At 65.6% G+C, this 24,049-nt stretch carries 18 protein-coding genes and 1 tRNA gene; 7 read left to right on the plus strand and 12 right to left on the minus strand.

What is annotated here, in order from left to right; translation table 11 throughout:
* Positions 1 to 3: 3 nt before the first annotated feature.
* The gene (locus V8J38_RS11050; RefSeq protein ID WP_338575684.1) at positions 4 to 1,206 is read right to left on the minus strand and encodes an acyl-CoA dehydrogenase family protein; all 1,203 of its coding nucleotides are present in this window, start codon (positions 1,204 to 1,206) and stop codon (positions 4 to 6) included.
* 75 nt (positions 1,207 to 1,281) lie between these two features.
* On the minus strand, positions 1,282 to 1,587 hold the full coding sequence (locus tag V8J38_RS11055) for an SCP2 sterol-binding domain-containing protein (protein ID WP_024354161.1): 306 nt from the start codon (positions 1,585 to 1,587) through the stop codon (positions 1,282 to 1,284).
* A 200-nt stretch (positions 1,588 to 1,787) separates the two neighbouring features.
* On the opposite strand from V8J38_RS11055, the gene V8J38_RS11060 reads away from it, so the two are divergent.
* Positions 1,788 to 1,970: a hypothetical protein gene (locus V8J38_RS11060; protein WP_291781900.1), complete on the plus strand. Its 183-nt coding sequence runs from the start codon at positions 1,788 to 1,790 to the stop codon at positions 1,968 to 1,970.
* 27 nt (positions 1,971 to 1,997) lie between these two features.
* Here the strand turns inward: V8J38_RS11060 and V8J38_RS11065 are convergent.
* A tRNA-Ser gene (locus tag V8J38_RS11065) sits at positions 1,998 to 2,089 on the minus strand.
* A gap of 132 nt (positions 2,090 to 2,221) precedes the next feature.
* Between V8J38_RS11065 and V8J38_RS11070 the strand changes: the two genes are divergently transcribed.
* The 4 genes from V8J38_RS11070 to V8J38_RS11085 are packed head-to-tail and all read left to right on the plus strand — an operon-like array spanning position 2,222 to position 7,114.
* Complete coding sequence (locus V8J38_RS11070; RefSeq protein WP_338575686.1) at positions 2,222 to 3,781, plus strand: exopolysaccharide biosynthesis polyprenyl glycosylphosphotransferase; 1,560 nt, start codon at positions 2,222 to 2,224, stop codon at positions 3,779 to 3,781.
* Positions 3,781 to 5,232 (plus strand): lipopolysaccharide biosynthesis protein, encoded by a 1,452-nt coding sequence (locus tag V8J38_RS11075; RefSeq protein WP_338575688.1) that lies wholly within the window; start codon positions 3,781 to 3,783, stop codon positions 5,230 to 5,232. The genes V8J38_RS11070 and V8J38_RS11075 overlap by 1 nt, the downstream gene beginning before the upstream one ends.
* The gene (locus V8J38_RS11080) at positions 5,229 to 6,164 is read left to right on the plus strand and encodes a glycosyltransferase family A protein (RefSeq protein WP_338575690.1); all 936 of its coding nucleotides are present in this window, start codon (positions 5,229 to 5,231) and stop codon (positions 6,162 to 6,164) included. The genes V8J38_RS11075 and V8J38_RS11080 overlap by 4 nt, the downstream gene beginning before the upstream one ends.
* Complete coding sequence (locus V8J38_RS11085; protein WP_338575692.1) at positions 6,161 to 7,114, plus strand: glycosyltransferase family 2 protein; 954 nt, start codon at positions 6,161 to 6,163, stop codon at positions 7,112 to 7,114. Before V8J38_RS11080 ends, V8J38_RS11085 begins: the two co-directional genes overlap by 4 nt.
* 6 nt (positions 7,115 to 7,120) lie before the next feature.
* Here V8J38_RS11085 and V8J38_RS11090 read toward each other — a convergent pair whose 3' ends face one another.
* The gene (locus tag V8J38_RS11090) at positions 7,121 to 7,822 is read right to left on the minus strand and encodes a hfsB (protein WP_338575694.1); all 702 of its coding nucleotides are present in this window, start codon (positions 7,820 to 7,822) and stop codon (positions 7,121 to 7,123) included.
* Positions 7,823 to 7,869: 47 nt separating this feature from the next.
* Complete coding sequence (locus V8J38_RS11095; protein ID WP_338575696.1) at positions 7,870 to 9,312, minus strand: chain-length determining protein; 1,443 nt, start codon at positions 9,310 to 9,312, stop codon at positions 7,870 to 7,872.
* Positions 9,313 to 9,438: 126 nt separating this feature from the next.
* Between V8J38_RS11095 and V8J38_RS11100 the strand changes: the two genes are divergently transcribed.
* Positions 9,439 to 10,161 carry a polysaccharide biosynthesis/export family protein gene (locus V8J38_RS11100; RefSeq protein WP_338575697.1) on the plus strand — a complete coding sequence of 241 codons (723 nt, stop codon included), beginning with the start codon at positions 9,439 to 9,441 and terminating at the stop codon, positions 10,159 to 10,161.
* Positions 10,162 to 10,244: 83 nt separating this feature from the next.
* Here V8J38_RS11100 and V8J38_RS11105 read toward each other — a convergent pair whose 3' ends face one another.
* A complete protein-coding gene (locus V8J38_RS11105) occupies positions 10,245 to 10,664 on the minus strand; it encodes a hypothetical protein (RefSeq protein WP_338575699.1) in 420 nt (139 codons plus the stop codon).
* A 1,049-nt stretch (positions 10,665 to 11,713) separates the two neighbouring features.
* On the opposite strand from V8J38_RS11105, the gene V8J38_RS11110 reads away from it, so the two are divergent.
* Positions 11,714 to 12,880, plus strand: coding sequence for a WcbI family polysaccharide biosynthesis putative acetyltransferase (locus V8J38_RS11110; RefSeq protein ID WP_338575700.1), 1,167 nt, complete (start codon positions 11,714 to 11,716; stop codon positions 12,878 to 12,880).
* Between the two features lie 445 nt (positions 12,881 to 13,325).
* On the opposite strand, the gene V8J38_RS11115 is transcribed toward V8J38_RS11110, so the two are convergent.
* The 6 genes from V8J38_RS11115 to V8J38_RS11140 are packed head-to-tail and all read right to left on the minus strand — an operon-like array spanning position 13,326 to position 24,038.
* Complete coding sequence (locus V8J38_RS11115; RefSeq protein WP_338575702.1) at positions 13,326 to 15,560, minus strand: hypothetical protein; 2,235 nt, start codon at positions 15,558 to 15,560, stop codon at positions 13,326 to 13,328.
* Between the two features lie 44 nt (positions 15,561 to 15,604).
* Positions 15,605 to 15,886, minus strand: coding sequence for a hypothetical protein (locus V8J38_RS11120; protein WP_338575704.1), 282 nt, complete (start codon positions 15,884 to 15,886; stop codon positions 15,605 to 15,607).
* The gene (locus V8J38_RS11125; RefSeq protein ID WP_338575706.1) at positions 15,880 to 19,920 is read right to left on the minus strand and encodes a lytic transglycosylase domain-containing protein; all 4,041 of its coding nucleotides are present in this window, start codon (positions 19,918 to 19,920) and stop codon (positions 15,880 to 15,882) included. The genes V8J38_RS11120 and V8J38_RS11125 overlap by 7 nt, the downstream gene beginning before the upstream one ends.
* Positions 19,910 to 21,553 (minus strand): hypothetical protein, encoded by a 1,644-nt coding sequence (locus tag V8J38_RS11130; protein ID WP_338575707.1) that lies wholly within the window; start codon positions 21,551 to 21,553, stop codon positions 19,910 to 19,912. The genes V8J38_RS11125 and V8J38_RS11130 overlap by 11 nt, the downstream gene beginning before the upstream one ends.
* The gene (locus tag V8J38_RS11135; protein WP_338575708.1) at positions 21,553 to 22,002 is read right to left on the minus strand and encodes a hypothetical protein; all 450 of its coding nucleotides are present in this window, start codon (positions 22,000 to 22,002) and stop codon (positions 21,553 to 21,555) included. The genes V8J38_RS11130 and V8J38_RS11135 overlap by 1 nt, the downstream gene beginning before the upstream one ends.
* Entirely contained in the window at positions 22,002 to 24,038 is a 2,037-nt protein-coding gene (locus tag V8J38_RS11140) for a hypothetical protein (protein ID WP_338575709.1), read from the minus strand. Before V8J38_RS11140 ends, V8J38_RS11135 begins: the two co-directional genes overlap by 1 nt.
* Positions 24,039 to 24,049 lie beyond the last annotated feature (11 nt).

The raw sequence follows: 24,049 nt of genomic DNA on the forward strand, positions 1-24,049 counted from the left end.
AGCCTAGACGCGCGTTCGCGCGGCGTACTCCAGTCGGGCGATGGTGCGGTTGTGCACCTCGTCCGGGCCGTCGGCGATGCGCAGGGTCCGCACCATGGCGTAGAGCTCGGCTAGCGGCGTGTCGCCCGACACCCCGGCCCCGCCGAACGCCTGAATGGCGTCGTCGATGACCTTCAGCGCCATGCGCGGCGCGGCGACCTTGATCTGGGCGATCTCGGACTTGGCGCCCTTGGCCCCGACCTCGTCCATCATCCAGGCGGCCTTCAGCACCAGCAGGCGGCACATCTCGATATTGGTGCGCGCCTCGGCCACCCGCTGCTCCCACACTGAATGCTCGGCGATGGTCTTGCGGAAGGCGGTGCGGCTGAGCAGGCGGTCGACCATCAGCTCCAGCGCCTTTTCGGCCGCGCCGATGGTCCGCATGCAGTGGTGGATGCGGCCCGGCCCCAGGCGGCCCTGGGCGATCTCGAAGCCGCGCCCCTCGCCCGCGATCAGGTTCGAGGCGGGCACGCGGACGTTCTCCAGCACCACCTCGGCGTGGCCGATCGGCGCCTCGTCGTATCCGAACACCGACAGCATCCGCTCGACGCGGAAGCCGGGCGTGTCGACTGGGACGATGATCTGGCTCTGCTGCTGGTGAACAGCGGCGTCGGGATCGGTCTTGCCCATGACGATGGTCACGGCGACGTTCGGGTGCGCCATGTTGGTCGACCACCATTTGCGGCCGTTGATGACGTAATGGTCGCCGTCGCGCTCGATCCGGGTCTGGATGTTGGTGGCGTCGGACGAAGCGACCTCAGGCTCGGTCATCAGGAAGGCCGAACGGATTTCTCCCGCCATCAGGGGCTTGAGCCACCGCTCCTGCTGGGCGGCGTCGCCGTACATGTGCAGGACTTCCATATTGCCGGTGTCCGGCGCGTTGCAGTTGAACGCCTCGGCCGACCACAGCGCCCGCCCCATCAGCTCGGCGATGGGGGCGTATTCCAGGTTCGACAGCCCCGCGCCGTGCTCGCCCGGCAGGAACATGTTCCACAGGCCCTCGGCCTTGGCCCTGGCCTTGAGGTCTTCCATCACCGTCGGTTGGCGCTTCGGATCAGCGCGGACCTGGGCGCGATACTCCGCCTCGCGCGGCAGGACCTCCGCCTCCATGAAACGGAGCACCCGCTCGCGCCAGTGCTCGCCCCGCTCGCTCAGCCGGAAATCCATCTACGCCTCTCCCTACATGAAAACGGCGCGGCCCCGTCGGAGCCGCGCCGTCGAACATCAAGCCTCAGCCCGCGCTCAGCCCTTGAGCAGCGGCGCCAGCTTCTGGGCGATCATCATGTCGCCCGCGATCTTCAGCTTGCCCTGCATGAAGGCCATCATCGGGTCCAGACGGCCCTCGGCCAGGGCGACGAAGTCGTCCCACTTGATCGAGACGGTGGCGTCGGCCGGCTTGTCGTCGTTGCTGACGGTGTTCGGAGCCGAGGCGCCGTCGATGAAGATCTTGCCGTCATCGCCGAAGTCCAGCTTCACGGTCTTGCCCAGACCCGAGTTTTCGCCGACGGCGGCGCGGATCTTGTCGGTGGCGAGGGCCAGATCGGCCATGTGCGTCTCTCCCGTTGAGAAGGTTGAGCCACACGCCTAACCCGCGCGCCGGGCGGCGCCAAGATCACCCAAGGGAAGCCCTGCCCCGGATATCCAATATCCCGCGGGTTCCATCACATATGGTCCAGCTTACATGAGTTTGCGTTTGTCTCGGTCAGGAAGGCCTAAAAGCGGCGGGCTTGCGTAACAAGGACTCGCCAATGACCCGCCTGCTCACTCCGGAGGAAGTTCGTCTGGACCAACTGTGGCGCGAGCATTTCGGCCAGCCCCTGCCCATGATCGGCGCGCCCGAGGTCGCCCGCCGCATCCTGCGCCAACACGGCGTCGCCGTACGCCGTCCCAGCGAAGCCAAGGCCGGCGGCCCTCAGCAAGGCCAAGGCTGACAACATCATCTTTTTGGATGGGAATTCTGGCGGAGACGGAGGGATTCGAACCCTCGGTACCCCTTACAGGGTACGACGATTTAGCAAACCGTTGCCTTCAGCCACTCGGCCACGTCTCCGGCAGGCCGCGTGGATAGCGAGTCGCGCGGCGCTTCGCAATGCGGAACTGACACCCTTTGTGTTAACCCGGCATAAGAGTGGCATGTGACACGGGGTTCGCACCCCATTCTGGTCGATTTCGGGAAAAAGACTTGGCTATCACCCCTGCTGACACACTGGGCTCCGCAGCCGAAGGCGCGCGCGCGAATCGCGCAGCCTTGGTCGAAGCGCGTGCGCCGGCGGCGGAGACCGGGCGCGCCGGCCGGGCTCGGCGGGGGCCGCTGCGTCCGGACGTATGGCTGAACACCCGCCAGCGCGCAGCGGCGCGGCGGCGCGTGTTCTATTTCCGCGGCGTCGACATCGTCGCCTCCTCCTTCCTGTGCCTTGTGGCCATTGGCCGCATGAACCCCGGCGGCCTGATGCAGGTCACCTTGATCGAGGCCCTGCCCATTCTGGTCGGCTGCCTGCTGACCCTGGGCCTGGCGCGCTCGCTGGGACTGTATCGATTTGACCGCACGCGAGCCCCGGCGCGCCACCTGGCCGGCGTCGCGACCGTCGCGGGCGTCGGCGGCGCGACGGCCGGCCTCCTGGGCCTCGCCCTGCTGGACGGGGAAGCGCCGCTGGCGGAATACGGCTGGTGGGCGATCGCCTCGGCGGTGCTGCTGACCGGTCTGCACACCATCTGGCGCATGCTGGTGGCGCAGTGGAGAAGCCGCGGCGACCTGACCCCCAATGTCGTCGTAGTCGGCGCCACGCGTCACGCAGAGGCCCTGATCCGCGAGGCGCTGGATCGTCGCGACCTGAATATCCTGGGCGTCTTCGACGATCGCCTGGCCCGGACGCCCGACGCTCTGGCCGGGGTCCCGGTGCTGGGCGGGACCGACGCCCTGATGGAGCACCGGCTGACGCCCTATATCGACCGCGTCATCCTGGCCATCGATCCCAAGGCCGAGGCGCGGGTCCGCGCCCTGACGCATCGGCTGGAGGCCCTGCCCATCCCCCTGACCATGCTGGTCGACCCCAGGGGCGCGGCCCAGCGGAACGAGGCGCTGGAGAAGCTGGCCTCGGCCTCCCTGCCCCTGCTGGGCGGCGCAGTGGACGGCGAACGTCGCGCCTTCAACAAGCGTATCCTCGACATCATCCTGTCGGCCCTGGCCCTGGTCGTGCTCAGCCCCGCGCTGTTCCTGATCGGTCTGACCGTGCGGATGGACAGCAAGGGTCCGGCCCTGTTCCGCCAGCGCCGCCACGGATTCAACCAGGAAGAGATCGTGGTGTGGAAGTTCCGCACCATGCGTCAGGAAGCCTCCGACGCCACCGCCAGCCGCCAAGTGACGGCAGGCGATGATCGAGTGACGCGACTGGGCAAGTTCCTGCGCGCCACCAGCCTGGACGAACTGCCCCAACTGGTGAACGTGCTGCGCGGCGAGATGTCCCTGGTCGGGCCGCGCCCGCACGCCATCGGCATGAAGACCGGCGACGCCGAGTCGGCGCGTCTGGTCGCCGAATACGCCCATCGCCACCGCATCAAGCCCGGCATGACCGGCTGGGCCGCCATCAAGGGCTCGCGCGGGCCGCTGCATACGGCGGATGAAGTGCGTCGCCGCGTGCAGCTCGACATCGAATACATCGAGCGCCAGTCCTTCTGGCTGGACCTGTGGATCATCGCCATGACCGTTCCCGTGCTGCTGGGCGACCGGATGGCCGTGCGCTGATGTTCTGGCGGGGGGTGTTCGGCTACCTGCCGGCCAATATCGTGCAGGGCGTGGTCGGGTTTCTGACCATCATCATCTTCACGCGCCTGCTGTCGCCCGAGGATTTCGGGCGCTACGCCCTGGCCTATTCGGTGCTGACGCTGGCCCATGTGGCGACGTTCAGCTGGCTGGAAGCCTCCATGGCGCGTTTCTGGGCGGCCCAGTCCGATGAAGCCCAGATGGCCGGGCATTTCGCCAGCCTGTACCGCGCGGCCTTCCTGATCACCGCCGTCTTCACGCCCGTCGCCGGGCTGGCCGTCTGGCTGTGGCCCATGCCGGACAACTTCCGCCTGCCGCTGACCGTGGCGCTGGCGGGGATTCCCGTGCGCTGCTTCCTGAAGCTGGCGCAGGAGCGGTTCCGCGCCGCGGGCGAAGTGGGTCCCGCCGCCGCCATCGACATCTGGAGCGCGGTCGCAGGGCTGGCCTTCGGCGTCGGTCTGGCCCTGCTGGGCCTGGGGGCCGAGGCGCCGCTGGCGGGGATGCTGCTGGCGCCGCTGGCGGCCCTGCCCTTCGTCCTGCCCGCCGAACTGCGCGAGGCCCGGCGCGGGCGCCTGGATCGCGAGCGTCTGAAGGCTTACGCCGTCTACGGCTATCCCATCGCCGTCGGCCTGGGGCTGACGGTGGTGCTGGCCTCGACCGACCGTTTCCTGCTGGCCCTGTTCATGAACGAAGCGGCGGTCGGCGCCTATCACGCGGCCTACAGCATCGCCAATCGGACGCTGGACGTCATGTTCGTCTGGCTGGGCGCGGCGGGCGCCCCGGCGCTGGTCATGGCGCTGGAGCGCGGCGGGCGCGAGGATCTGCAAACCGCCGCGAGGGAGCAGGCCTCGACCCTGGTGCTGATCGGTCTGCCCGCCGCCGTGGGCGTGGCCCTGGTCGCGCGGCCGCTGGCGGAGTTCATGATCGGCGAAGACCTGCGCACCGTCGCCGCCTCGGTCACGCCGTGGGTGGCGCTGGGCGCCTTCCTGTCGGGCATGACGACCTATTATTTCGGACAGGCCTTCACCCTGGGCCGCCGCACCGGTTGGCTGTTGCTGGCCATGAGCATTCCGGCGGGCAGCAACATCGTCCTGAACGTCCTGCTGATCCCGCGCTTCGGCGTCATGGGCGCGGCCTGGGCGACGGCGATCAGCTTTGCGCTGGGTCTGGCCGCCTCCATGACCATCGGGCGGCGCATCCTGCCCCTGCCCGTGCCGTGGAACGCGCTGGCGCGCTGCGGTTTGGCCGCCGCCGTCATGGCGGGCGTCGTGATGATGCTGCCGGCCATCGGCGGGTTCGCCGAACTGATGCTGGACGCCGGCGTGGGCGTGATCGTCTACGGCGTGGTCGCCTACGCCCTGAACGCGGCCGGGGTGCGCGATCTGAGCGTGCGGCTGAAAGCCTTCCTGCGCGCACGGAGGCAGGCGGCATGAGTGAGGCTCTTCACCACGACAGCTCCGCATGGGCCGAGGCGCAACCGATCCTGTCGGTGCTGATCCCCTTCCTGCGCGACGATCCCACAGACCTGTTGCAGCGGCTCGACGCCGAGGCCGCGGCGCTGGCCGGACAGGCCGAGCTGATCGTGCTGGACGACGGCACCAGGGACGCCGCACTGACCGCCCGCCTGAGCGGCCAGATCGACGGCATGGCCCTGCCCGTGCGCCTCATCTCTCTCAGCGCCAATCAGGGGCGCTCGGAAGGCCGCAACCGCCTGGCGCAGGCCGCGCGCGGTCAGACCTTCCTGTTCCTGGACAGCGACATGAGGCCCGACCATCTGGGCTTCCTGAAGACGTGGGTCGATCTGGCCCGCGACGCGCGTCCGGCTGTGGCCTTCGGCGGCTTCTCCCTGTTGCAGGCGCCGCAGGATGCGCGTTTCGCCGTCCATCGCCACATGGCGGCCCGGTCGGACTGCATCCCCGCCGCCCAGCGCGCCGAACAACCCGAGAAATACGTCTTCACCTCCAACCTGCTGGTGCGCCGCGACGTCTTCGATACGGAGACCTTCGATTCCGGCTTCAGCGGCTGGGGCTGGGAAGACGTCGAGTGGGCCATGCGCGTCTCGCGCCGGTTCGAGGTCGTGCATCTGGACAACCCCGCCACCCACATGGGTCTGGACACGGTTGAGGCCCTGGCCGCCAAATACGAACAGTCGGCGCCGAACTTCGCCCGCGTCGTGGCGCGCCACCCCGACTTCGTGTCGGCCTACCCCAGCTATCGCGTCGCCAAGGCGTTGAAGGCCGTGCCGGGATTGAAGGCGCTGCGCCCGCTGATCAAGGCTGCCGCGCGCGCGCCGATTCTGCCCACCGAGCTGCGCGCCTTCGCCCTGCGGCTGTATCGCGCGGCCCTCTATGCGGAGGCGATATGAGCGCGCCCGACGTCGCCGTCGTCATCCCCACCATGCGCCGCATGGACAGCCTGACGCGCGCCCTGCGCTCGGTCTTCGCCCAGCAAGACGTGGCGACGCGTCTGCGCGAGATCGTCGTAATCGACAACGATCCCGAGGCCAGTTCGCGCGAAACGGTCGAGGCCCTGCGGTCAGAATCGCCCGCGCCCCTGATCTGGGTCCACGCGCCGCGTCCCGGCGTCGCCACGGCGCGCAACACCGGACTGGCCGCCACCTCCGCGCCCCTGATCGCTTTCCTGGACGATGACGAGGCCGCCTCGCCTGGCTGGCTGGCCGCCCTGCTGAGCGCCCAAGCGGCAACCGGCGCCGACGCCGTCTTCGGCCCTATTCGCGGGCGCGTGCCCGAGGGGACCGGCTGGACCACGCCCTATCTGGAGCGTTTCTTCGGCCGTCACGGACCGGACCGGGACGGCGTGCTGGATCACGCCCACGGTTGCGGCAACTCCCTTCTGGTTCGGGCCACGGCCCTGCCCGGCGAACAGCCTTTCCACGTCGGGTCGGATCAGATCGGCGGCGAGGACGACGTGCTGTTCGCCGCCCTTGAGGCGCGCGGCGGCCGCTTCGGCTGGGCCGCCGACGCCTGGGTGGACGAGTTCGCCCCGCCGCATCGCGCCACCCTGCGCTACGCCCTGACGCGCGCCTTCGCCTATGGTCAGGGACCGAGCCAGACCGCCGCCGAGGCGAAGAACTGGCCCAGCGTAGCGCGCTGGATGGCCGTCGGCGCGGCGCAGACGGCGGTCTGGGGCGCGGCGACGCTGGCCCTCAGCCTGATCCGCCATCCCAGGCGCGCCGACATGGCCGACCGTACGGCGCGGGGGCTGGGCAAGCTGTTCTGGATGAAGGGCTTCGAACCGCAGTTCTACGGTCAACGCGAGCTGGACCGATTGCAACGCGCGGCGGGACGGACCTAACGCGCCCTAGCCGATGAACCGCTTGAGCAAGGCGGGCGGCTTCCACTTGGCCCGGTTCATCACCACCCCGGCGATGCGACCGCCCTGGGCGTCGATCTCGTCGCGCAGGGCGACGGGTCCGGCCGCGTCGGTCGTCTCCGCCGCGACCACCAGGACGGTGGCGTCGGCCAGCGGCGCCAGGGTCAGGATCATGTCGCTGCGATCGGCCGCCGGGGCGTCGATGACGATGGTGTCGGCGTGGGCGCGCAGGCGCGTCCAGTAGCGCGGATCATTGACCGCCTCGGCCCGCTGGCCCGCGCGCAGGACCTCATTGTGAAAACGCGTGACGTAGAGACGGCCGCCCAGGCAGGCCTTGGCCGTCATCAGCCGCCCCGGCGCCACGGCGCGCCCGTCGCGACCGCGCATCGGCGGCGCCACCGTGAAGAAGGCAGAACCGTCCGGAGAGGCCTGTACCGCAGGTCCCAGCCGCCCGAAGCGATCGGGCTGGCCCTCCACCTGCTCCATCTGCGCCTGTTGCGTCAGATCGCCGTCCACCAGCCAGGCCGGGCGACGGCCGCGCACGGCCGCCATGCGGGCGAACTCGCGCGCCACGGTCGAGACGCCCTCGCCCGTCTGGGCGGCGGCGAACAGGATCACGCGGCCGCGATGGGCCGGCGCTGGTCCCAGCGCCGCCCACAGTCCCGCCATTTCCGTCGTCAGATCGACCATGCGAATCGTTACGTGCGCCCTTCGTCCCAGCCTAGCACGCGCAGGGCTCAGGCGCTCTTGGCGGGCGCCACGGCCAGGACCGGCGCCTGCAGCGTGCGGCTGAGCGTGGCCGGCATGACGAAGCCCCGGCGCAGGAAGACCCGCAGCAGGCCCACGCACAGGGCCGTGAACCCGGCGAAAGCCAGGACGGCGATCATCAGGGGGAAACGCAGGCTCTTGCCCTTCGACGGCGGCTGGGCGCGTTCGATGACGGTGACGTTGTCGGCGCCCGCCTTGACCAGTTCATTGTCGGCGCGGCTCTGGGTCTCGCGCTGCTGGAACTCACGGATCGAGGCGGTCAGCACCTCCCGGTTTCCGGCCAGGGTCGAGTTACGCGACTCCAGCTCGGTCAGTCGCGTCTGACGCGCGCGCAGATCGCCCAGCTGGCGGTCCAGAACCGCCAGGCGGGCGGCCAGGGAGTCCCGTTCGGCCTGGGCGTTGATGCGGGTGGTCTCCAGTTCGACCCAGACGGGGTTGGGGCCGGTGCGGACCTCCTTGGCCCCGACAGCCGTGCCGGAGCCGACATAGGTCTGAAGCTGGGCGATCTTGGACTCGATCTCGCGCACCGGCTGGGCGTCGGGCTGATAGCGGGCCAGCAGGCTCTCGCGCTCGGTGCGCAGTTGCAGGATCAGGTCCTGGGCCGAAACGTTCAGGTCCTGATACAGGGCCACCTCGGCCGGCGTGCGCGCCAACTGGGCCGCCAGGGTCGCCAGACGCTGCGAGGCCTGCTGCAACTGGGCCTGAACGCCCATCCGCTCGGTGAAGACGGACTGATAGCTGTTGGCGACCGTGGACTTGGCCGTGGCGAAATCGCCGATGGCGTTGGTGCGCAGGAACTCTTCATAGGCGCGATCCGCGTCGGCCAGCTCCTGCTCGAACGTCTGGCGCTGAGTGCGGATGGCCGAGGTCGCGCGGTCCTGGAAGACCTCGCGTCGATAGGTCAGATACTGGTCGATCACCGTGTTCAGCACCCGCGCCGACTTGGCCGGATCACCGCTCTTGTAGCTCAGGCCCACGACCGGGCTGAGCGGCGTGACCTCGACGCCGAGCCCCGCGGCCACCGAACGGATGGCCGCCGCTTCCTGACGCGCCGGGCTCTCGGTCGAAGGGACCCCGCCCTGGAAGCTCTCGACGCCCAGGGCGCGCACCACGCGGCGCTTGACCTCAAGACTGTTGAGGATGGCGGCCTCGGACTGGGCCACCTCGCTGGCCGAAGGCGGCATGGCGCGTTCGCCCATGCCCACGCGCGGCTGATAGACGTATTCCTGTCCCACCCCGACGAACAGGCTGGCGCCGGCCGTGTAGGTCTTCTTCATCGTCATGACGAACGCCGCGCCGAGGGCAGCGATCACCAGGAAGATCACGATCATCAGCACCAACTCGCGGAACAGCAGGGCCACGACGTCGACGACGCCGTAACGGGGACGGGCTGCTGCGAGGGAGGAACGCATAAAAGACGAATTTCTCGGTCGATGACTGTTGTGCGCCACACTGAGGGCCACGCGTTAACCACGCGTTACCTATAAGCCGTCAGCTTGACAGAAGACGACATTTCTCCGCTTGGACCGTCCCCGACCATGAATTTCGATCGCCGCCTCATCCTCATGGCGCTGGCCGCCGGCCTGGCCGGCTGCGCCGGCGGCGCCGGGTCGGGCGGCGGACGGCCGCGTCCGACGGCGGTCGACGATTTCCCGCCCGGCCTGCCCTTCGCCGACTGGACCGAGGTCGAACCCGAATACCGCCTCTATCCCGGCGACGACATCGAGGTCGCCCTGCCGACCGCGTCAGAGCTGACCCGCCAGTTGAAGATCGGCCCGGACGGCCGGGTGTCCCTGCCCCTGCTGGGCCACGTCACGGCGGCGGATCGCGGCCTGTCCGAACTGGAGGCCGACATCTCCATGGCCTACGCCCCTCACCTGCTGCGGCCCGAGGTCGAGGTGACCCTGCGCCAGGCCGGTCCGCTGAAGGTCTGGGTCGACGGCGAGGTGCGCAATCCGGGCGTGTTCGACATGCCGGGCGACATCGACGCCTATCAGGCCGTCATCATGGCCGGCGGCGTCCTGCCGTCGTCCAGAGCCTCGCGCTGCGCCCTGATCCGCCGCGGACCGGGCGATGTCCGCATGATGAAGGCGATCGACCTGAGCGCGCCGCGCGCCGAAATTCTGCCGCTGCGACGCGGCGACATCATCTTCGTGCCGCGCTCGACCCTGGGCGAACTGGCCGCCTTCTTCACCCAGGTCCGCGCCGCCCTGCCGATCGGCTTCTCCTACGCCATCAACGGCGGCTACGCCTCGACCTGACGCGCGTCAGAGACGCCGATGCGACGGGCAGGTTGAGGTGAGGGCTAAGGGCGGCTTTCAACCCATTGCGGACCGTCGCAACTTCAGATTCGCTGAGCTAAAATATCGATTTCTCGAAATCGAAGCAGCGTTCCCAAAAGCGAGACGAGTGGCAGCACCGCTAGGCCGGAAAAATATAGAGACGTGGCGATCGCTGTACCGCCCCAGCCAAATCGGCCATCTGCCATCGGCGCGGCCCACATCAGCGCACCCGCCAAAAATAGAATGATCAACAGAGCAATCGACGGCCCCGTCACCCTAGAAAGTTCAGCCTTCTGACGATCCGTAGCGGCTTTCCTTTCCACTCTCGTAATATTGAGAAGGTCGATGAACTCAGATTTCAGAAGCAGCAGAAGACCTAGAACGAAAGCGCTGACCGGGATGACGAGGGCATAAATGGCGACAGGTGGATAAGCCCCAACTGGCGCCAGCCGCCAAAAAATCGCACCGGCGATCATGACCAAGGCAATGCCACCGATAACAGCTGCCCGCCGCCGTCTCTCTGTCGTCATGGAGTGTGTTGCCCAAGCCTTCCGTTCATTCTAGCCAGATTATGCCCCTGCCCATGTCTGCCTTCCACCCTTAAGCGAATTTCGGTTCACGACCCGCAGCTGACCTCCGCTCATCACTACTTCCGGAGAGCCCAGAGAAGAAGTAGCCCCTCGACGACGACAAACCCGACCGAAGCAACGAGAACAGCGGGCCAGAAAAAACGGTCCGCAGGTTGATCACAGGTTTGACCCGCAGCGATCTGTGCGTCGCTAAGAACGCAATGACTCATCACGAGCACGGATAACCCAGACGTAGCGATCAAAAGGTAGGCGGCGGTGATCAGGCAGAAGCTCCACCCCACTCTAGCGTCGCGGCTCATTTCTGCTCCCCTGTCGAGTCCTAACAATACTCGCTTAAGGTCCGCTAGCCACCCTTAAGCGAACTTTGCTTCACGACCTAACCTTCGCGGCGTCCGCCTGCGCGCGGCGCGAGCACTCTATCAATCTCGGGCTGTTTCATCGGCCCTGATGACGAGTGGGCCATTCGTACTCAGGTGGTTGAGGCAGCCGAGAGGTGTGGGCTTCTGCAGTTTCAACCCCAGCCGGTCGGAAATGCATGAACTGCCCATGTTCCCGAGAGCGTTTCGGAACATAAAATCAAAGAAGACTGCATTTATGAGCAGTTAGCCCCGCGCCGTTTGCTCTCCACCCGATGACCACTTCCACCCTTGGCGGATACTCGCGGGCGTCTGCTCTTGGTAATGCTAGTCGAAAGTCAGCGCTTCGGCGGCTTGGATAAGTATACAACTCATCCAGCCCAAAGGGGCTTAAACCGTGGTCGGGGCGAGAGGATTCGAACCTCCGACCCTCTGGTCCCAAACCAGCCTCGGACGATTGATAAACAACACTTCCGTCCAACTGTTGCCGAGTTGTTCACAATATAAATTACAATGACTTAGAAAGTCAGTTGGATGGAAATTGTGGTGTTTGCATCATTGAAAAACTGGGGTTAGGTGAGAGGCATGACCAAGCCCGTTATCGTCTGCCTGGGCAACTGCCAGAGCGGGACCATCCGATCCAACCTCACGCGCGTCCCTGCCGTAAGCGCAAACTACGACGTGGTGTTCACGAGAAGCGCTGCCGAGTTCGCGACGCTCCGCCCTCAGCTTGCAGCAGTCATCCAACAGACGACCCACAACTGGGCTGACTTTACGGTAAAGGCTGACGACCTGCCCTCCGGCGTTGCTCTGGTGCGCTATCCAGCCGCCCTTCTGGGATGGCACTGGCCACTCATGCCGCCACGATCCAGAACAGCGGACAGGTCGCCCAGAGAGGCCCTTTTCCCATACACCATCAGGGACAGCCTCGTTGATAGCCTCAAGGCCAAGGGCGTCACCAAGGACGAGCTTCTCGACGCTTACTTTTCTGTCGACCTGACCAAGAGATTCCCGCTCTCCCGGCTCATGAAAATCCAGATGGAGAAGGCCCGTCAGATTGACGCAATGTCCGACTTTTCCATTGCGGATCGCATGATCGAGGGGCGCACCATGCGCACCGCAAACCATCCTGACGGGCCGCTGATGGCCTTCATCATGACCGAAGTCATAGAGCGCCTTCCGTTTGAGTCGGACGTGAAGGACGCCGCGCTCGAGCGCGCCCCAGAATGGGAGCGAGGGCCAGGCATTCAAGCTGTTGAGGCGCCCATCCACCCGCAGGTCATCGACCACTTTGGCCTAGAATGGGCGCGAAACCGCAAGTGGACATTTTGGTACGAAGGTGACTTCACATTCGAAGAGCATCTTTTGCGACTTTACGATCGCTGGTTTAGTCAGGCGCTCAGCGAGGGCCGGGCGAAGAGCAAACTCGGTGAAGACGCAACTGATCTACTTGCCCAAGCCGTCGCGGAATTGCCTAACAGTCTTGAAGCTCGCGCGCATTATTCGTCCGCCCTAACCAAGGCAGGGAGAGGCGACGAAGCAATAGAATCCTACGTGATCCTCCACGCCATGGATCCGAGCGATGCGAACAGAAAGCGACTGACGGCAATGCTCAGAAGGGCGGGCCGATTTGACGAGGCCGACGCCCTCAACAATCCGCCTTCACAGCCATCCTTGCCGCGAGTAAATATAGCCAATGACCAAGCCAAGCGCGACGATCCTGCACTTTCCCGGCGTGTTCAAATCGCCTGATTGCAAAGCCTGCGATGGGACGGGAGTGGTCAACCTGCCTCCGCTGATGACAGATAACGCTCCTTTGCGCGCTCCGTGTGGTGAATGCGGCGGCGCGGGAACAGATGTCGCATGACGCCCTTTCAGGCCAGCATAATGGACCTGACCATAAGAACTCCGGTCACGCCCGATAACGAGATTGAGGCTATTTGGCGTGTGATCTTGGAGGGACCGATTTTGCTCCCACGAGAGACGCGATTTCGCGTGGGAACGATGCCGTGGATTTACTCAATATTGGTTCAGAACGGCGTGTTCACTCGCTCAATCGATCGTGCGGTTGGACGACGCGGGGCCGCATATAGGTTCTCTTTCACGGCGCGCGGGCGGACTGCGTTAGCGACCCTTCGCGAAGATCCGGAGATGGAGGAGATTTACAGGTGGCTTCGCCCGCCAGGCCGCTGAGCCGTTAGGAGAAAACACCTAACTCCAAGTCTCCGGTGATGATGATGTCGTAGATTCGTTCTCCGCCATCCTCATTCACCATTTGCAGGAACGGCGCACCTGCATTCGCCCATATACCGTACGTATGGCGCCCAGCGTTGATGGGCGTTCCAGGCAACCCTGCGGCCGGAACGGCCAGGTTGGTGGCCCCGTCCGCCAGTTGAGTTGTCCCGGACGCGATAGAGTTTCTGGCATCAGACCCGAGGTGAATCGTAACCGAGGAGCCTCCAGACACCACATTGCTGCCCGACACAACTGCGTACCAGTTCGATACGATGCTCGACCGACAGGTGATCAGCAACGTGCCCACCGTTCCTCGGAGCGAGGCTTGCTTGAAGGTATTGTTTGCGAGCGTGACAGAACGCCCCGCGTCTGTCGGGTTCACGTCCCGCGTCGTGTATACAGACCCATCGCGCATCATGTCAGCGCGAGCCCATGAGGCCGAAACGTCATTGTCGGACGTCAGGGGGCCTACCACTCTTCCGCCCCTCTTCCCATCCCAGCCGATGTTGCAACGGTGCGTGGTGAGGAAGGTGGTGCCGTTGCCGCCCATCAGCACGCCGCCGTCTGTCGCCAGCGCACCGATTTGCGAGCCGTAGGCATGGCCTGGATAGACCAGGACGGGCGCCTGACGCGCAACGATGCAGGCGATGTTTCCGCCGTGGAAGTTGTTCTGCCCTAGGTATCCTCCGCCACCGTTGGACACAGATACACACCCGGAGCGCCCGCCGCCCAGGTCTGACCGGGTGATCTGGACCGTGGCGTATCCTTGCGTCTCGATCAGGTATGAGGAACTGGTGCGGCTGTCCGCGCCAATGCAGGCCCGGTTGAAGTTCAAGTCGCCCCCGAACGCGCCGCGCGCCACCCGCTCGCCGCCGCCGAGCCAACACTCCCAATCGAGCGAAGTCCACCGAGACCCGGCCCCCACGACCGAGACAATGGCGCCCTGCGTACCGGTGTCCTTAGACCCCCAGCCGATCCATCGAGAATCCACCTGCGCGCCGTCACGGAGCGTGAACATTCCCTCGGCTGCGGCGGAGGACCATGCGCCGATGAACGAGCTGTAGGGCACCACGACTGAGTTGCGCGGACGTGTGTTGATGGGGCCGCCCGCTGTCAGCACCGTTGGGTCGGTCGGGGGGACGTGGAACAGCCGGCGATAGGTAAAACTCATGCGGTCGCCCGCAATGGTATCGACCCTAACGCCCCCACCGAAGAACCCGATGTCGTTGTTGCCGACCAATTCCTGCAGGCCGAGGATGTAGTTCGGAACCACGCGGGCCGGAAGCGGTGCACTCAAGCCGACGGTCACGATACGCTCTGTTCCCATCCCGGGCACAGACGAGATCGAGGTAATTCCGATGAAGTCCACGATCTGCGGGGCTGAAAACGTGATCTTGCGCCCATCCTTGCCGGACAGGTTGAAGTTCTGCGTATTCGACCCAGCGCCTCCGACATCAGTCAGACCTACCGGCAGTTGGAGGATTGTTCGATAGTTGCTGGGGCCGACGACCTTCTGAGCCCATGACAGAACGCCCTTTACGGCGTTGTATCGGTCGGTATCAGTCACTGCCGATGCTAGGTAAGGCGTCAGGTCGATGATCAGATCCGCTTCCGCCTGCTGGAGGAAAGGAAGCCCAGCCATCAGTGCCGCGTTAGCCGCGGTAGACAGCACATCGCCGTACATCTCGGCGGTGATCATTCGGGGAGATTCAAGACTGGCGCGGCCAGCCGCTTTGTTGAGCAGGTCAGCCAGCCCTTCCCGCTTATCCAGCTTGTTGATGTTGCCGAGGCTGTCTCCCGCCTCTTCGATCGCTTCTTCAAGGCGCGCGCGGTCTTCGGCCTGGCGCCGCGCCAGATCCTGATCAACGGCCGTCAGCCTGTTCAGGGCCTGATCAACCGCCCCAACCTGCACGAAGTTCGACGGCGCGTAGTTTGAGGCGCGGACGGGTCGGATATCCCGCTCAATCGTCACTTCGCCTGTGGCGGCGGAAGTCAGCGTAACCGTGCCGCCTTGGTAGCCTCCGCCCTCAAGAAGGGCGCCGGAGAACGTGAACGAAGACTGCGGAAGCTCGTTGCCATCGACGAAGACGCGCAGGTTATCCTTGCCGAACAGCGCGAAGCTGATCGGGAACACGGTCTGCGCCGTGGCCTGGAACGTAACGGACGTGAGTTCGTCGGGGATGATGAGGCGCGCCATGCGTGGAGCATGGCGGGGCGGAAATTTGCCTCAACGCACGGGGGTTAGTACCCGACCCTAGATTCGATACCTTGAACATCTTGCGACAAAGCGGAAATTTCACTCATCGCCTCAGCGTGGTTTTTAGCGTCGTCAGTCGCCACCTCTTCAACACGATCCGTTACGGCCATCGTCATCCGATCGGTGATTTCATGGCTCCGCTTGAGGCTGTCCAACTCGTCTCTCAAGCTGGCAATTTCCGCCTCAAGTTCTGCAGTGGTTGTGAAGGCGGGCTGGCACCCACTTACCAGAACACCTGCAATAACAATAAGCGCCCTCTTCACCATGCCCCGACCCTCGCCTGCTCTCTGCGCCGCACGCGCTCCATGGCCATATCCTGCAGGTCGCTAGCGTAGATGTCGAGAATCATCGCTCGTGCATCCGCGCGATAGGCACGAATCACATCTCCGATATAGTCGGCTTTCCCGCCCTCGGGCCCGTCGGTCAGCGACAGATAGAAATCACTGTCCGGATGACGACCCTCAACAACGGCGTTGAGGTGCTCAAAGGCCGGCTCGCCTGAGAGGCGCAGGAACTCGCTGTAGATGTCCGGACGGTTCTTCAGGCTGACGTTCTCGCCCATGACGTTGATCGATCGGCTGGGCATCGTCACCGACACGCCGTTGTTGAGGATTTCCAGATCAATCGCAGCCCCGCCCGCAGCGCGCGTCTGCACCGGCACGATGGCGTCGTAGACCGTGCCGAGCCCCGTCTGATAGGTGCGCGGCTTACCCCACAGATCGCGTGCCGGAGGCAGGTCGTCGCTCAGTCCTGGGATGGTGTTCTTGAACGCATCCACCACCCCGGCGACCTCCCGCATATACGGGTCTTCACCGCGGCGGAGCATCCGCAGGTTCGAACTGGCAGGAAGCATGGCGGTCAGGCGCCTTTGCAGCAGCCTCTCGGCGTCCGCCTGCGTACCATCCAGCAGGGCGCTCGTCAGTTCCGTCACGCCAGATAGGACGGTCTTGTCGAAGAACGCTTGACCCAGCGCCATGATGGCGTGAGCCGCAACCTCATCCCACTCCGTAGTGCGGTCGCTGTCCCAGTCCGCATTCTTCATCAGATCAGCCATGTCGCCGATCAGGCCAAGCCCCTGCCCCATCGGATCAGCCCGCTCAAAGCTGTACCAGCGATCCCCGAAGCGGACGCTGTAGGGCTGGAACACGCCACCGCCGAACTCATCGGTGCGCAACAGCGCTTCTTTCTGACTGCGATTTCCGGGTCCGGCGCCCGTGATCTGACCGTCCATGGCCATGCCCATCCAGACGGACCACAGCGCCGTGCCTACGGCCATCTTCGCCTTGGCCGTTTCAGCGCGCGCGCCACCCGCGGCGAAGTCATCGCGGAACCGGCGCGAGAATCCTGCCAGTGGGGAATACTGCATCCCCATGCTGACGAGGTTAGCCGGGGTGCGGATGAACGGCAGGATGATAGTCCCAATCGGAACGCCCGTCGGGTTGTCGTCCATGTAGCGGCGCAGGTCGCTGAAGGCCGTCGCGATGCCGGGCGTCTGACGCGTGAAGGTCAGGTCGTGCATCTCCTGCTCGGCTCGTTTCATCATGTCGTCCGTCGGGCTATCCAGCAGCCCTGCCAGGCGCGTCCGAGCCGCCTCTCCCTCCAGGCCCTCGGACATGACCTGCCGGAACGCCTGAGCGTGCAGTTCTCCCCGTGCAGCTATGGTCTTGAAGAAGTCGTCGCCCAAGGCGTTGAAGTTCGATGGGGCGTCTACCAGCATCTGCGCGATGTCGAGGACGCGACCCAGCGTCGAGTCCTCATCGGCGCGCCATGCCGCGGCGGACAGGGGGCGGCTCGTCGCCATGCCCGCCTCTTCACGCTCGGCCCTCAGGCTCAGACCGCTGGGAATGGCGTCATCCAGCCCCGGAGCCAGCCCGCGGAACAGGCCGTCGCGACGCAGCGCCTCGCCCGCGTTGTCGCCAATCCTCTGCGCCGCCTCGATCGGATTCAGCCTGAACATGTCGCGCATGGCCTGCTGGTAGCCATGAACCAGCGCAGACGCCTCGCCGATCTGCGTGGCGCCCTGCCCGCCCATGACACGCGCCAGACGTGGAGCGACAGCCCGGCTCGCCGTATTCAACAGCAGCATCCCGGCGTTGCCCGCCAGGTTGATGATCGGCGTGCCGAAGCCCGAAAGAAGGCTATTGGTGTAAGCCAGTTTGATGATCTCGCGCGTGCGCCCGAGCGCGCCCTGAGAGATCATCTCATTCAGAGCAACGTCGCCCTTGGCCGCCGCGTCCAGAATACGGTCCGCCAACTCCTGCGCGCTATTGGCCCCGCCCGCGTCAGCAATCAGATCGTCGATCTGGCGCAGCTTCGCGGCGGGCGTCTCAGCCGGAATCTTGAAGGCGTTTAGCGCGCGTCCCGCCTCAGCCCGCGCGCCCATCAATTCCATCTGGATCGCGTGGTGCGTGGCTGTCGCGCGGCGAAAGGCATATTGGTTCGCCAGCGTCGGTTCGTCACGCACGGCGCGGGCCAGATCCAGCACCTTGCTCGCGCTGGCGCTCACTGCCTCTCGGAAGGCCAGCGCCGTCTCGGCATTCACCGCATCCCCGACGCGGCGCTCCGCCATCGCCTGCACCCAGTCGACCTGCCCGGCGGCTTCGCGCGTATCGTCCCAACTACGCTGAGCCCGACGCGCCAAGTCCACGTCCTTAGCGAAACGATCCGCCATGCCGGTGATGACCGCCTGCACGTCCTCGCTGGTCTGGATGCGCGCGAGGTTGATGTTGAAGACGTTGCTGGTCGGAGCGGCCTCAGCCACCTGCTCCGCCAGCTCGCCCGGAGCCTTGCGGGTCGTCCGTTCGGCTCCCGCCGCCTTTGTGCTGAACCGCGGCGCCTCCGGGTTGCCCAGCGCCTTCTTGACCGCAGCATCCAGCTCCTCACCCCGCGCTGCGGTCTCGGCCGCGGTGATGGTCGGATCAACCTGCAGGCCCTGCGCTGCGGCCTCCTCGCGCGCGGCACGCTTCAACTGACGCGCCGCGCCGAGCGCACGCAGCCCTCCCGCAATCAGATCCGTCGCGCCGCCCAGCACGCTGCCCTCGATGGCGTTCTTGGCACGGCCCAGCAACTCCGGGTCGTCCTCATCTGCAGCCAACCACTCAAACGCGGGCGCCACAGCCTCTGGGGCGTATTCGGCTAGCAGGTTGCTCAGCCGCGCCTCCTGACCGTCGAACGCAGCGAAGTCCGCCAGCGCACCCTGCGCCAGCGCCTTGCCGATCTGGCCGCCGCGCGTAGCGACCTGCCAGCCCTTCAACACGGACCCGCCCGTCCCCCAACCCGTGGCGAACTGCGACACGCCCTCTATCAGACGGCCGGTAACCGTCTCCGGTCGTTCGCCCTCATTCGTCGGGGCGCGCAGGCGCGCGGCGCCGAGGCGCTGCAGCCACGAACGCTGCCCGTCCTGAGCGCCCTCCTGCTCGGCCTGCGCCTGGTTCTGCGTCGTCAGCCGGATGCGGAACGGCGTCGATGGGTCATTGTCCAGCCCGGACCACGCGATCGTGCCTGGGACATAGCGTTCGATGAAATCGCCCGCCTCGTCGGTCAAGTCCATGATCGCGTTGAATCCGCGCTTCACGCCAGAAACGACCGCCTGCCCGCCTTCAAGGAAGACGCCCTTGCCGACGTCCTTCAGAACGGAACCGGCCACGCTGTCGCTCAAGCCGATACCTGCCTGCACCGCGACCTGCAGGTCCGCCTCTTCCTGATCTAGAGCCAGGCTCTCGCGCTCCTCCTGACGGCGCTCGTAGGCCAGATCCATCGGCGCGGGCGGCGTCCAGCCGCTTTCCGTCCCGACCGTGCGCGCCCAGACGTTTCGCTCAGCGTCGAAGGAATAGCCCTGAGCCCGCAGGCTCTCCGGCGTGTCCCCCTCGCCCAGATCCTCTGACTTGACGACGCGATAGCCGGTGGACTGACCGTTGCTGGTCAGCGCCTGCACATAGTTCCGGGTCTCCGGCGCGTAACGGCTCCAGTCCTTGCCGCGCGAGCGAGCATTGCCCGGTCCCGCGTTGTAGGCCGCCAGCGCCAGCTCCGTGTCGCCGTTAAAGTCGCGAAGCTGCTGCGCCATGTAGCGCACTCCGCCGTCGATGTTCTGGCGCCAATCGTCCGGGTTCACGCCCAGATCCGAAGCCGTGCCGGGCATCAACTGCATCAGCCCACGCGCGCCGGCTGGAGACACCGCCGAGGTGTTGAAACTCGACTCCTGGCCGATCTGCCGGACGATCAGGTCGGGGTCGACGCCATGGCGCTGCGCCGTCGAACGGGCGTAGCTCTCGATCTCGGAGCGGGCGGGGTTAGTTGCCATGGAGAATCTCGGTTCGACGGCGGTTGTATTCGGCCGTACTCATGGGACGCCCCTGCTGCTGGCGGCGGGTCCGCTCAGCCGACAGGGCGCTTAGCTGCGCGGTGCGCTCAGTGTTCACGTTCTGCTGGGTTTGAGGACGCCCCTGCGCCGCGCCTCCAAAGACGCGCTCGGCAATAGCTCGGCCACCGGCCAGGCGCTGTTCCAGTGTCAGGTCCGGATTGGCGCGAACGAACTGCGCCGCCGCCTCTTCCGCCACGACCATGGCTGCTGCATTGCCCCGGATCGACCGGCCAGGCGCCTTGGCGGCATCCCTCACTGGAGCCAGCACGTCCTCGACAACAGGCTTCAAGATCCGGTCGTTCAGGGTCCGCAGCGTAGTCGCCTGTCCCTGCGTGATCAGACCGCTATTCAGCGCGTCGGCCAGCTCTGATTGCGTCAGCGTCCCAGCCTGCGCCTGATCACGGAAGCCGCCGTAGATCTCGCGCGCGTTGGCATTCTCCAGCGCGGTCGTCGTTCGCGCGTCGGCCTGCTGCCGCCGCACCTGAGCCCGCGCGCTGTTGACCAGACCGGCCTTGTCCGTATCGGTCAGGCTGTCGTCCGCAAGGATATCAGCCTCGGTCACCTCGCCGAGCAGGATGCGCAGCCGATAATCACCGACGGTTTCACGCCGCGCCGCGCGCGCCTCACGCTCCGCCTGCTCCTCGGCGCGACGTTCCTCCCGGTCCACGGCCGCGTAATCCCGCAGCTGCCCCATGGCGTCGCGATAGATGCGTTGTCGGGCTTCAGGCTGCAGATCCTGAAACGCCTCGCCGTTCAGGACTTCCTCATTCAGGAAGCGTGTCGCCGCGGCGTAACCGACTTGTCCCTTGCCACCGTCAGCATAGGCCTCGATGGCCGATCGACTGACGCTGGCTCCCAGGACGGCGTTGTCCAACTTGTCGTCGTCGACGGCGCGTTGCTCGTCGCTGTAGAGAAAGGCGGGGTTTGTGGCGCGCTGATCCTGCAGCGCCGCCCTTTCGGCCAGTGCTTCCAGGTATTCCGGCTTCTCAGTGCCGCCCGGCTGGCTGGCCAGCGCTATGACGCGCTCGTCCAATGTGGCGATCCGAACGCCAAGCGCCTGCACGGTCTCTTGTTCGTCGCGCGCGGCGCGCTGGTCCGCGACCCACGAAAGTCCGTCCCGGCTCTTGGTCTGAGCATAGCTCTCGACCGCAACCGCAAACTCCGGAGGCGCGCCCTGAATGAACCCGGAAACCACCTCCTGCGCCTTGGCCTCATAGCCCTGCGGATCGTATCGGAACTCGCGGCGCAACTCGCCCAGCCGCGCGTCTACGTCCTGCCTGACGCGCGCCTCATATGCTGTCTCGATCGCACGCTGGCGGGCCTGCGCCACGTCGCCAAAGGCAAAGCGGGGTGCACGGTATTCCCGCGTTCCCTCGGCGATCTCAACGCCTTCGACCATGCCCCGCTCCTGCGCGCGGCGTAGCAGGTTCGGCTTGGCGGCATCGTACAGACGATCAAAGGTCCGTTCAGCCTGATCCCACGCCTCAGCCTCGCCCGTGCGCAGACTGACCTGGGGCGTAATGTTCGAGACCTGGATGCCGCGTCCTGGCTGAAGATTTGCGCCGGTCGCCATTACCTGCGCCCCGCCGAGGCCAAATCAGAGGCGTTGCTCATGATGGTGCTGGCGGCGTTCAGCCACCCCATCGAGTTCGCCAGCGATCCGCCGCGCCGTTTGGCCGCTGCGCTCATGCGAAGGGCCCCCGCCTGGTTCGTGTAACCCAGCCGCTCCACAGACTCATCGCGAACCGCCTGGCGCCGTAGTTCGTTCTCGATGGCGATGCCCGAAGGCGTATCAAGGCTAAGGCCGCGCGCCGCTCGCTGCGCCGTATAGGCCGATAGAGCAGCGCGCAGATCCTCGCGCCGGCGTTCACTGGCCTGTTTCGCCTGAATGTCCACGCCTTTGGCCTGGGCCTCCAGCATCACAGCCTCGCCCTTGAGTTCTCTCGAACGAGCGCGACCGCCCATGATGGATGAGCCGGCGCTTAGAACCGTCGAACCGATGCTTGCAGCTTCGCTGGCCATCAGCTCGTGACCTCCATGGTGATCGATCGGATTTCCAGCGGACCTCCGACGTCCTGCGTAATGGTGATGGTCGGGTACTTTCGCCGCCCCAGCGGACGGAAACGACGCACGCCTGTTGTCGGGGTCACTGCGCCTGCGACCGTGGCGCCGGACCAGCCGGAAGGATCGCGTCCCTCGACCTTGAACCCGACGCTCTCGACCGCATCGATGTCAGCGCGCGTGATCTTCATCATCGGACGCAGGCCGCGCTGCTGATCAACTGGGGGCATGGTCTCGACGGTGACGGGGAAATCGAGACCCACTTGAACAGGGCCCACGGACTCATCCAGCCCCTGGATCACGCCAGACGCATTAACCGGAAACTCGCCGATCTTGGATGGCCCGCTCCAAACCCCCACCGTTCGATTTGCGTAGAGCGGAACGGCCGTCGTAGGAGACGAAAGGCTGACCATATCATCAGCCCAAGCCGATGGATCAAAGCGCTCCAGTCGATAGACTGGGCTGCCATTAACAATGCGCGCGGACACGACGAACAGGAACCCGCCCGCGACAACAAGCGACTTCCACGCTCCCGTCGTTGTCCATAGGCCCCATCCCGAAAACTGGGCGCTGCGACGATAGCTAAGGGGGGCAATCTGACCGTCGCTCCGCAACAGGGTCACTAGGCGATCGCTCTCCGTCCCGGCCGAAACCAACTCTATTTCAACCGGCTCGCCCATCAGGTGGAACGCGAGTTCAGACAGGTCCGCAATCTCCCATGAACGGCGTACATTGCCGGTGGGAATGCAGATCATGAGCCGGCCGCTATCACGCTCAATGAACGCCATGCCTTCCGACACGAGCAGCGGCTGCGGTGCGGCCGCCGCCTCAGGACCGATTTTCAGCAGTTCGAAGTTCGACGGTGATAGAGGCGCCGCAACCTGTTCCGGCACATAGTAGGGGCCGGCCTCCGTAAACATCAGAAGTTGCTCGGTCGACCCGAAGTGACGAAGACCCAGGCTGGTCTCTCGTCCGACACGCTCGATGATGGCGTCAGTCTCCAGCCCGGTCCCCGTGCTGAAGTCCTGGATATCACCCGTCGCGCTGGCCGCCATGACGTTTTGTGCTGAGGGAAAATCACCCAGCAGCAGCCGGTTCCGGTGCAGCGCACACGCGCCAGGGTAGCCGCGCGCTGCGGAAATCAGCGCTTCATCCCAGTCAGTCGTCGCGGCCGGCGTGGCAGCGGTGCCGACGGCTGAGATGGACGTCTCCGCCGTCGGTCCAACGAGCTTCTCCGCAGTGTCAAACGGCGTGAACCCGTCCAGCATTTGCACCGTGAGCGTGCTGCCGCTCACCGCAGAGACCACCCCACGGATCTGCGTGTCCTTGCCCTGGACCTCCTGCCCGATTGAGAACCCCGCCGTCGATCCGACGGTCAACGTCAGCGTCGGCTTCAGCGACCCAATGACCGTTCCAGTCGCACTGGTTGCATTGGTAACTGCGGTGATCTGTATTTCGACGCCGGTATACCGAATTCTGGAGCCGACATGCTGCGCCGTGAAGAACGCCGCGCTCGTTGTCAGGCTCACCGATCCGGAATATCCCGAAGGTGTCAGGCTGACGCCACGCTCAACAAAGCGCCAGTAGGGCTGCAGCTTCGCACCGTTCAGTCCGTCCGAAAACGAGAGCGGCGCGATGCTCCATGTCCCAGCGTTGAGACTCAGAAGATGCGGGGCAAAGCTGTTTGAGGTGACGATGATCTTGCCGTCCTCGATGGCGACCTGCATCGAATTGAGGTGAATCACGCCCCACGGAACGCCAGATGTCAGGCTTTGCACCAGCGAACCGTCGAGGTTGCGGACCTGGAACTGGCCTCCGCCAAACACAAGGAGGCGCTCATCTCCATCGCCAATGCCGTATGTCTCGAGACGAGAGATGCCAGACAGGCCGGCAAGGTCCACCGTCCCCCACCGACGCCGAAAGCCCCCGCCGGCTAGCAGGAGCGCGTTGCGGAAACGCCGGGCGCCCTCGTTGCGAGCCTGCAGGTCGGTCCGCATCAGGAACTCTT

It is taken from the genome of Brevundimonas olei (genome assembly GCF_037055245.1).
In the GTDB taxonomy this organism is placed as follows: Bacteria; Pseudomonadota; Alphaproteobacteria; order Caulobacterales; family Caulobacteraceae; genus Brevundimonas; species Brevundimonas olei.